The sequence below is a fragment of the Microcoleus sp. S13_C5 genome (genome assembly GCF_036700845.1).
Classification (GTDB): Bacteria; Cyanobacteriota; Cyanobacteriia; order Cyanobacteriales; family Microcoleaceae; genus Microcoleus.
Map to the genome: position 1 here is coordinate 1 of NZ_JAUBPR010000176.1, position 10,118 is coordinate 10,118.

Consider the following 10,118-nt stretch of genomic DNA (forward strand, 5'->3'; position numbering starts at 1 on the left):
TTTGATAATTTTCGAGAACGCGTATTAGCTTGCTTTTCTAATTAGATAAAAATATCACCGCAACTTCAGGAGAGCCGGAAAATTCCGTCCAATATTGCGATCGGTAACGATATCAGTCGGATGAGTATGCTTGCCAGCCTCAACGAATTCCCCCCAACCCCATTTTTAAACGGGATTGGGGGGTTTTCTTGCTATCTTTTTTGCCTATTAGAGCGCGATCGAATCAAAACTTCCTCCGCGCGATCGCCGTTTCCAAAGATCGCACTCTCCGTATAACAATAAGGATAGAAACCCGCAAGTGCGATCGCACCGAATTGAAGGGCGATCGATCTACGGGTAATTTTAAAGTATTGAGTATTGCGATCGCTAGCTAACGGCATATTAAACAAAGTGAAAAGACTTTCTTGAGTCCGTCTCCACTGAGATATTGCATCATTCTCGCTTCATAAGCTTTTCGGGCTGTTCCACAAAAAGTGAATTTTTTTGTGGGCCGTTGCTCTTCTAGTCCGCCCATGAAAGGGTTATTGCAACTGGTGCAAGATATCAGTTCCAATGAGTTGTGATCGAGAGTGCGATCGCTAGCAACCTCAACTTATTGCCTCAATCTTTCAGCGCTACATCAGAGCGAGCTTTGAATTCTCATCCCTCGAAGGAAACACTAGGTATTTGTTTTTTATTGACTGTAAAAATTGCAATTGTATCACAATAGGATTACCCCTATCTGCTTGTTATGGAAATAGATCCTGTGCCATTTCTGAATCGCCTCCGGCGCACCATGTCCTCTGCGGAAGCTTGGGGGTTTAGTGTGGTTGGATATCTGATGTGGTTTACCTTAGCGCCGTCGATGCAAGCAAAAATTGGCTCCGCATCGCTGTTGGTCTGGATTCCTGGTGTTATCGTCGGAATTCTGTTTAACCTTCAAGTTCAGAGTTTGGGTGAGAAATATCCAGATGTATCTGGGGGAACACCAAATTACATCACGCGATTGCTCCATCGTTACCCTGCCCTTTGCCGCTATTTGGGGATTGCCTACTTCTTGGGGTGGGTTTCCTTTCCGCCCATTAATGCGATCGTCATCACAGATTTGATCCAATTCCATTTAGAACCGATGGGGCTGAATATTCCAGAAAAAGTGTTTGAGATCGGTTTTACTGCGATCGCTTACTTTGTAGCATTCAGTGGCACCCGCGCCGTCGCCATTCTGCACCTCTTTTTTGTGTTTCCTTCGATCGGCTTTTTACTCCTCTTCTGCGTTCAGGGTTTAGGCTGGCTTGCCTTTTCGCCCCAAAGCCCCGGACTCTTGCCCAGCAGCATTGATGCCATCAGTGTCCAGGACTGGCTGAAATGGTTCTTGTTTGCCGCTTATAGCTTTTATGGCTGTGACACAGCTTCATCCTTTGTAGCAGACAGTCTCCACCCAAAAGACAGCCTTAAGGCGTTGTCTTGGGTTGCCTGGTTCATGCCTCTGGTGTTTGTGGGTGGCACTTTAGTGTTGGTGCAGTTGGCAACCGCTGCCGGTTTAGAAGGCAATGTGTACGGCAAATTCCTGGTGGCTGCCAAGCCTTTCTGGGGAGAAGCTGCCCCTGTCATAGTCACTTTGCTGGTTGCGGCTAGCTGTTTGTTGGGATCTGCGACTAGCGTTTGCAATACGCCCCGCATCCTTTTCCAACTCGCGCAGGATGGGCTGTTGTCTCCCGTGTTTGGCGCAGTGTCCCGTCGGGGTGCCCTAGAACCCGCGCTGTTGCTAACCTTTATATGTAGTTTAGGATTTTTAGTATGGGGCAACACCACTCAAATTGTCGTGGTGTCAGGGGTGAGTTTTTTCATTTCTATTATGGGGTTGCACTTGGGGCTGTGGATGCAGCGCAACGATCCAGTCGTGCGTTGGGGGCGACTATCCTTAGCATTACTGGTGGTGGAGTTCATTTCCCTGGTGGTGGGTGGTTTTGCCTGGGGATGGATGGATTTTTGTCTCGGATTGCTGTTGCCGTTAGCAGTGATAGCGATCGACGCTGCGATTCTGCGGATTCCTTGGGCATTTTTGCATTTACCGTGGTGGGATAGACTGCATACCAAGCCAGTAACTCCTCCTAAAAACGAAGACTTTGTGGTGCTTCAGGTCGCAATTTTAATTGCGCTGATTTGTGGTGCAGCGACGATCAGTTGGCTCATCCGCTCTTGGCTGCGGGTAGAAGCCGGAACCAACAATCCCTATCTGCTGATTATTGTGTTGATGACGCTGGCATTTGTGGGAGTGGCGATTGCTTGCTGGACAACTCTGCCCCAGGTTGCTGCGATCGAAGAACTAGCAATCTCCTCGACTGCACAAGCTAAAGACCTGGAGACGACCCTAAACGAACTGAAAAAAGCTCAGATGCAAGTTATCCAAAGCGAAAAAATGTCTAGCTTGGGACAGTTGGTTGCGGGAATTGCCCATGAAATCAATAACCCGGTCAACTTCATCCACGGTAATCTCACCCACCTGGACGAATATACCCAAAATCTGCTGCAGATGATAGAACTCTATCAACAGCGCCATCCCAGCAACGATCCAGACGTGCAAGCAATGGCAGAGGAAATCGATTTGGAATTCCTCACTGAAGATATCCAAAAGATAATTTCATCTATAAGGGTAGGAACCGAGCGAATTGGCGGTATTGTCGTCTCGTTGCGAAACTTTTCTCGCATGGATGAAGCAGACTTCAAAGATGTTGATATTCACGAGGGAATTGAAAGTACATTGCTGATTTTGCAACACCGACTCAAAGATAGATCGGATCGTCCAGGCGTGGTAACGATCAAAGACTATGGCACATTGCCCAAGGTGGAATGTTTCCCCGGACAACTCAATCAGGTATTCATGAATATTTTGGTCAATGCCCTGGATGCCCTAGATGAGATGAATAGCAAACGCTCCTATCAGGAGCTTAAAGACACCCCGAACCAGATTACGATTCGGACTTCTGCGATCGACAATCAATGGGTGGAGGTTGCGATCGCTGACAACGGCATCGGTATGCCAGACCGAGTGAAGCAGCGCATTTTTGACCCCTTTTTCACCACCAAACCCCTGGGTAAAGGTACGGGTTTGGGAATGTCGATTAGTTATCACATCATTACTGAAAAACATCGCGGTCAAATCAAGTGTTTTTCTACACCTGGCTCAGGCACTGAGTTTGTGATTCAGATCCCTATTCGGCAACAGACAATTTCAGGATTCCCGATCGCTGCTGAATCTTAACCACTTCGCGTTCAGTGCAGCCATCACACAATCTGAGGTGGTACAATAATCGATCGGGGTGTCAATTACCGCCAACTGCTCGATCTGAAGCCGTAAGAATCTTAGAAGCGCGATCGCCCTTTCCAAAGATCGCACTCTTGGCAGAACAATAACGCTAGAAATTAAGAGAGCGATCGCAATACCGAATTGAAGAGCGATCGACCAAATGGTAATTTTAAAGTATTGGGTTTTGCGATCGCTGACCGTCATAACCCCTTCTGTCAATCAAGGCTCGTTTACAAACATCAAGTCCTTGAGCTAAGCATTGTTCTCGCCACTGGCGAGATATGGGTGCAAACATTTCTACCAACTGGTGTTTTGTCCATTCATAGCTCTGGTCTGACTTACCCCACCAGTAAGCACAATTCTCCGCCCGCAATGCCTTCAAGACTTGAATCGTTGAGTAAGTGCCAAATTCTGCAGTTAGTAAATCATAGCGACACTCTGGTAGAAGAGCTTGGCACCAAGTTTTTAATCCACCGCGAATTGGATATGACACACCTTCTGTACTGTTCGGTTCTATTGTTTCTGCTCCAAATCTTTGAGCTAGTCTTGAACAAGATTCTGATGTTGCAGATTCGTCAAGCAAAAGCTTATAAGTTCCCCACCGTCCTAAACCTGTGTGGAAATCAATATGCACTACCTCTGAAGCATTACCAATCCATTGGGGCAGATTGCTAGCTAGAATCTCTTGAGTTTTGGATGCAGCATGACCACCAAAAAAAAGTCCCTTGGGAAAATCGTATTGCCCTACTGGAAAAGTGTTTCTCAAACTGGTCATTCCATATCTCAATATCAGCCAGATAGATTTAAGAATATAAGGTTCAAAGCGTGATGGAGGTAAAGTTGGATTTAAAAAGGAATTGAATTTAGGATAGTCCTTTGGGCTGCCCTCAAAAGCTCCTTCAGATAATAAAAAGTTACGGTTTAAGTCTATGTTATTTTCATTCCAACGTCGTCGCCATGCAAAACCATAAGGATTCAGAGCATGAATAAATACAACCTTAATATCAGGTGACAAGGATGTGAGAAGTTGCTGCTTTTCTAACAAGGTAAGTTGGATTGCAGAGCCCAAAAATCCTTCTACTCCATGCAAGCCACTAGAAATGACTACACATCGTCGTGGGTTTGAAGAACCACCGATCGCCACATCAATAGTTAATTCTTCACCAGTTGGACTAACCTGATCAATTGGATAGGCTGTGTGCTGATAACCAAAAGATGAAGATGCTGCTCGAAATCGCTCTCGTGCAGTAATGTAGTTGGGTGAAAATGCTTCTGAATAGCTCATAAATCTTGATTACCCACCACTAACCTTACAATTATGCCTGAAAAGATAACTCACATGGCATAAGTATTAATTATACTGTAGTTGCGGTCTAACACTCCGATCGCACTCCTTGACCGCATACCTACTTTTTTTCTCAAACCCAACTCCAAATTGCTTGAGAGCCCAAGTTTCCCTGATTTGTCTATAAACAAAAATAGAAAACCCCCAAACTCTATCTTTCTAAGATTTTGGGGGTTTTCTTCCTACATCTTGTTCAAATTACAACTTACTCGGCTCGATCGCCGGAGCACGCAGAGACACAGTTTTATCCGCAGCAGCCTTAGCCACAAGCGACGGCACAGAATCCCGCAATCTTGCAGTCAACTGTACAGTCGTCGCATCATAAACCTGAGTCAGAATTTTCGGATACAAACCAATGCCAATAATCGGCACCAACAGCGAAGCAATAATAAACACTTCTCGCGGTTCCGCATCCACCAACTCTTCGTGTTCCGCCAATTCCTTATTCTCAGGCCCGTAGAAAATCTCACGCAGCATCGACAGCAGATAAATCGGAGTCAAAATCACGCCGACAGCAGCTAGAAATACCACGCAAACCTTAAACACCGGATTGTAAGCATCGCTCGTTGCAAAACCCACAAACACCATTAATTCTGCTACAAAACCGCTCATTCCCGGCAACGCCAAAGAAGCCATAGAACAAGCAGTCCACATCGCAAAAACCTTACGCATTTTCTGTCCGACACCGCCCATTTCGTCGAGCATGAGCGTGTGAGTGCGATCGTAAGTGCATCCTACCATGAAGAACAAACTCGCCCCGATTAAACCGTGGGAAACCATTTGAAGCATTGCACCGCTGGTTCCCAAATCGGTAAACGAAGCTATTCCAATCAGCACAAACCCCATGTGCGAAATCGAAGAATAAGCAATTTTCCGCTTCAAATTGCGCTGAGCAAAAGAAGTTAAGGCGGCGTAAACAATGTTAACCACACCCAAAATTACCAAGATGGGCGCGAAGGTAGCGTGAGCATCCGGGAGCATTCCCGCATTCATCCGGAGCAAAGCGTAACCGCCCATTTTTAGCAGAATTCCTGCTAGCAACATGTGGGCGGGTGCGGTTGCTTCGCCGTGAGCGTCAGGGAGCCAAGTGTGCAGGGGAAAAATCGGCAGTTTGACGCCGTAAGCTATTAAGAAACCTGTGTACAGGAGCAATTCTATATTGGGGGCGTAATCTTTAGCTGCGATCGCCCGCATATCAAAAGTCACCGTATCGCCGTAAAACGCCATCGTCAGCGCGCCAACCAAAATAAACAGCGAACCCCCTGCCGTGTACAGGATAAACTTAGTTGCTGCGTAAAGGCGCTTTTTGCCGCCCCAGATTGACAAAATCAAGTAAACCGGGACTAATTCCAGTTCCCAAACCAGGAAAAACAGCAGCATATCCTGCACGGCAAAAACTGCTATTTGGCCACCGTACATCGCCAGCATCAAAAAGTAAAATAGCTTCGGTTTAAAAGTGACCGGCCAAGCTGCTAAAGTAGCTAAAGTGGTAATAAAACCAGTCAGCAAAATCAGGGGCATCGACAAACCGTCAGCACCCACAGACCAATTTAAATCGAGTTGCGGCACCCAAGAGTAACTTTCTACCAGTTGCAAATCTGGATTGTTAAAGTCGTACTGAGTGTAAAAAGCGTAAACAAGCAGAGCAAAATCAATCAAACCGACAATCAAGGCATACCACCGCACCGTCTTGCCATCCTTATCGGGAATTAAAGGAATCAGCAAGGACGCAGCAATGGGAAACAGGATTGTTGTTGTCAACCAGGGAAAGTTAGCTGTATCCATTGCGTTTTAAAATGAGCCATCAGTTATTAGGTTTAAACACATTTTGGCAATTTTGGTCTAAATTTTATACTTTCTTTAGACGGAACAATTTTTTTGGCTCTTATTTGGACAAATTATGCGATCGCAACAGTTAAGTTTAGTGAAAGATTTATTTCTCTAGCAATCCTAAATCATTTGTGAATTTCTTACTCCCTCCCCTTGGCAAGGGGAGGGTTGGGGTGAGGTAAAAAATTTATGACTCCTGCAAGGATTGCTATATTTGCTAATTGTCAATGGTGATTTATTAACCTAATATCATTTCTAAAAATATCTCCTAGTGGGGATACGGCAATGCCCAAAGCGTGCGAACTTAAGCCTAAAAACTTTTGTATCTTTCGGTGCTCGCCCAGTTCAGATACCCCTAAATCCCCCTTAAGAAGCAGGGTGGATTAATTGTCAAGAGAACAAACCAAGATCAGAGGCTATTTGCTGGCGCTCGCGTGAAGGACTTAACGGGTTCTTGGAGGCTACAGAAACCGAAAAGCAACTGGCGCTTGATTGTCAATTTGATTAGCTATCAATCTTAAAGCTTGTGTCCGAGTATTCGTACCACTCATCCGAGCCAAAGATACTAAAAATTGTCACGCCCATTGCCCAATTAGCAGGTGCGTTGCCACCGCGATGAATACAGTTATCCTCATTTAACGTCACATCTTTAACCCAATGCAGTCTATACTCAATTAAGCAGTGTCCTCTAATTGCCTCGGCTTGCTTGACGGGCTGACCAGTCCAGACTACTTAAATAATAGTGTGATTCATGGAAATCAACCGGCTCCACGCCGACTTTTTTTACCTTTCCATCTGCTGCCACTTCTGAGGATTGCAATTATGTGCTCGGGGCCCCGCCTACAAAGGTAATAATTGAGGAGCGATGGCATAAATTGTGGTGATTCGAGCTGTAGTGCGTCCCTGTAAGCGTTCATCAGCGTGATGTGAGTCGATCACATCGGCAAAATTTACTACTTTCTGAGCTGTTTTAAATAGACTTAATTGATTCTTTTTAATGGTAACTATATAGTCATTACACCACCCTCAATAATTAACCGCAGCCTTTTTTTTACAATGCAGCGCGTCCGCTTTAATTACCACCTGAGAACCGGATAGTTCTCCGATCAGTTCCTCAACAACGGAGATTTCACGCTCGGTGATGATTTTCCATGACTTTATGTCGTACTACCCATCCATGATGATGACTGTAGACAGAAACCATGCTGACAAATTTTTGGTAAGAACTCTGGTCACCGACTGAGGTACTTTTGATACTTTTTCCATCGATTGCCATCAATTCTCCAGGTGTTAGCGGTAAATTTTGTTGTGACCCTACATCAAAAAGGACGGCGATAATCTCAAAATCTAATGATTGAATTATGTTTCTAAAAGTCGAGTCGGACGGGAAGCGAACATCGGGTGACAGCTTCAATCATTTGCTCAGGGTTGCTCGCTGATTTGTGGTAAAATAAACCAAGGGCTTATAGCCCCAATATCCCGTACAACTGCCTAATACAATTATTGTTAGCATCAGTCATAAAGGATGTCTGATTCCTCTCGGTTGTCGAGGGTCGGGAACAGATTTAATTGCTTCAATTAAATTCATTGTTGATGCACTCTATGACTGATAGTCTTCCCAGTTCCGAATACCAGATCGCCTCTTCTATAATACAGTGCTCCGGCGACAATTAATCCACCGTGCTTTGTTCGGGAGCTGGGGGGTAACAAGGAAGCTGAAACCGTTAGAGAGAAAGGATGAGAGCTTGTCGATTCAAAAAAAGATGGGTCGGCTATAGTGACAAGCAAACCCAAAAATCAAAAAAATGTTACTGCAATTCTATCACGAGCATCTAGAGAAGCAACTGGACCGCGCCCAGTTCCTGATGTTGCTGCTTCTAATCAACATCTTTCAAGCAGAAAAAGAAGTCAGACTAGAAACCATAGCGAGAGTGTTTCCGCTGTAAATAACTTGTGAAGGAAGACGCAGAAAGATACAAATATTCTGAGATTTACCCAGCTTAACAATTAGTAGCTTATTGTGGCCCATCATCAGTTATTGCCCTTAGAAGTCGGTGCAAAAAAAGCCGCAACAGAAGTTATACCTAGCGACTAACCGCAGCCAGTGGAAAAATATCAACTTGCTGATGGTGAGCGTGATTGACTCAACAAGAACCATTCCCTTAGCTTGGAGATTACTGCCATACTTAGGCAACAGTAACTAGGAGGAAAAAGGAAGCGTACTCTCCCCAATCTTAGAAAGGTTAAAAGAGTATGAAATAGTGCTGCTAGGAGACCGCGAGTTTTGTTCCCTAGATTTAGCCACCTGGCTCCCGGCAAGGAATGTCGGATTTTGTTTAAGGTTGCAAAAAGCTACTTGTCTAGAAGTCTAAAATCCAATTTGACACCGATTGGATGAGTTGCCAATTAAACCAGGAGTGACCTTATATTATCAAGGGAAGAGAACCCGCAAAACTGTGCCGCTCTCAGGATTTGCTTGGGCAGCGAAATGGAAAAGAAGCTACCGTTGTCAAACACCAAAAGAGCCGGGGTATATCTTGACTAATTTGGGAAGTTTAACGGAGTCTATTGAATCTTATAAATTAAGAATGGGTCTTGAATAAATGTTCCGAGAGTGTAAAAGTGGGGGTTATAGCTTAGAAAGCACTGGATTAAGAGGAGAGCGATTAAACGCAATGATTTTGGTGATGTCTCTGGCTTATTTACCATCAACCATACGCGGGTGTGAAATCAGCAAACATCAGGGACACAAATATGTCTGTCGTCCCAAAGAATTTGGGAGAATCTATCGAAGACGCAGCGCCTTTGGCGTGGGGTTAGATGGAGAAAACTGGGTGAAAAACTTGGAACAATATCACCAAAAGGCCGCATAATTAACCCATTTGTCCTCCCATAAACGCCGCTTTTATCAGCGAGGGATAAGGGCGCAAACCATTATCAGTTCTATCTTATAGCTCTCTTGTTACCCCTTCAGATTTTGGCAAGGTGTTTGGTGTAGTAACGATTGCCGTACCACCGCACTACATTTCTCAAAACTGCTCCAAATGTGGGGAACTCATCAAGAAGTCTTTGAGTCAAAGAACACATCGCTGTCATCATTGTGGTTTTGTACTCTTACGAGACTGGAATGCGGCAATTAACATACTTGAGTTAGCACTCCGTACCGTGGGGCACATGGGAACCTTAAACGCCTCTGGAGACATCGACAAGAGCATTTGTGAGGGAACTCCTCAATGTAAGTCGAGTCGTGGAAAGAGGAAGCCCCAGAAGTGATTCTTGGAATCCCGCGGTACGGCCGGGGAGGATGTCAACGAACCCGGATATCTCTAGATTTTGCGTCTGGCTATAGGTGGGGGAGAGAAGGGGTGAGTTTTAATGCCTGAAAGCTTTACTAGGAGTTGGTTTGCAGTGATTTGCACCTAGGCGAGTCAGACACAAATGCTGAAAACTTGATTGTGAGAGAGTTTGATATCTATTTGAATTTTCCTCATTGACAGGGCAATCACTGAAAGGGTATATTGATCGCAAGAATTTAGACAGATGAAGTCGAAAAACGTATTCAGCAATTACTTTCTATGGATTATACCAATTTTATGTGAAGTTGCATATAATAGAGAGATAGCTTGTATGGTGCGTTTATGAGTCGTAGTTTAAAAA

Annotated in this window: 6 protein-coding genes; 3 read left to right on the forward strand and 3 right to left on the reverse strand. The window is 44.8% G+C overall.

The features are described 5' to 3' along the window. Nucleotides 1-188: 188 nt before the first annotated feature. Entirely contained in the window at nucleotides 189-374 is a 186-nt protein-coding gene (locus QUA04_RS27250) for a hypothetical protein (RefSeq protein ID WP_333263212.1), read from the forward strand. 356 nt (nucleotides 375-730) lie between these two features. Continuing rightward, nucleotides 731-3,241 (forward strand): ATP-binding protein, encoded by a 2,511-nt coding sequence (locus tag QUA04_RS27255; protein ID WP_333263215.1) that lies wholly within the window; start codon nucleotides 731-733, stop codon nucleotides 3,239-3,241. Here QUA04_RS27255 and QUA04_RS27260 read toward each other — a convergent pair. The 3 genes from QUA04_RS27260 to ndhD1 all read right to left on the reverse strand — a co-directional run bounded on the left by QUA04_RS27260 (nucleotide 3,212) and on the right by ndhD1 (nucleotide 6,416). Continuing rightward, nucleotides 3,212-3,490: a hypothetical protein gene (locus QUA04_RS27260; RefSeq protein WP_333263217.1), complete on the reverse strand. Its 279-nt coding sequence runs from the start codon at nucleotides 3,488-3,490 to the stop codon at nucleotides 3,212-3,214. The genes QUA04_RS27255 and QUA04_RS27260 overlap by 30 nt on opposite strands. Further along, the gene (locus QUA04_RS27265) at nucleotides 3,456-4,571 is read right to left on the reverse strand and encodes a M14 family metallopeptidase (RefSeq protein ID WP_333263221.1); all 1,116 of its coding nucleotides are present in this window, start codon (nucleotides 4,569-4,571) and stop codon (nucleotides 3,456-3,458) included. The genes QUA04_RS27260 and QUA04_RS27265 overlap by 35 nt, the downstream gene beginning before the upstream one ends. A gap of 258 nt (nucleotides 4,572-4,829) precedes the next feature. Beyond that, complete coding sequence (ndhD1, locus tag QUA04_RS27270; RefSeq protein ID WP_445242382.1) at nucleotides 4,830-6,416, reverse strand: photosynthetic/respiratory NAD(P)H-quinone oxidoreductase subunit D1; 1,587 nt, start codon at nucleotides 6,414-6,416, stop codon at nucleotides 4,830-4,832. Between the two features lie 3,030 nt (nucleotides 6,417-9,446). Here ndhD1 and QUA04_RS27275 point away from each other — a divergent pair. Beyond that, nucleotides 9,447-9,734 carry a zinc ribbon domain-containing protein gene (locus QUA04_RS27275; protein WP_445242383.1) on the forward strand — a complete coding sequence of 96 codons (288 nt, stop codon included), beginning with the start codon at nucleotides 9,447-9,449 and terminating at the stop codon, nucleotides 9,732-9,734. The last annotated feature ends 384 nt before the right edge of the window (nucleotides 9,735-10,118 follow it).

What these genes read in the sequence shown, in the direction of transcription:
- QUA04_RS27265 (WP_333263221.1), bottom strand. Translation starts at nt 4,571, where the DNA reads ATGAGCTATTCAGAAGCATTTTCACCCAACTACATTACTGCACGAGAG.
- ndhD1 (WP_445242382.1), bottom strand. Translation starts at nt 6,416, where the DNA reads ATGGATACAGCTAACTTTCCCTGGTTGACAACAACAATCCTGTTTCCC.
- QUA04_RS27255 (WP_333263215.1), top strand. Translation starts at nt 731, where the DNA reads ATGGAAATAGATCCTGTGCCATTTCTGAATCGCCTCCGGCGCACCATG.
- QUA04_RS27260 (WP_333263217.1), bottom strand. Translation starts at nt 3,490, where the DNA reads ATGACGGTCAGCGATCGCAAAACCCAATACTTTAAAATTACCATTTGG.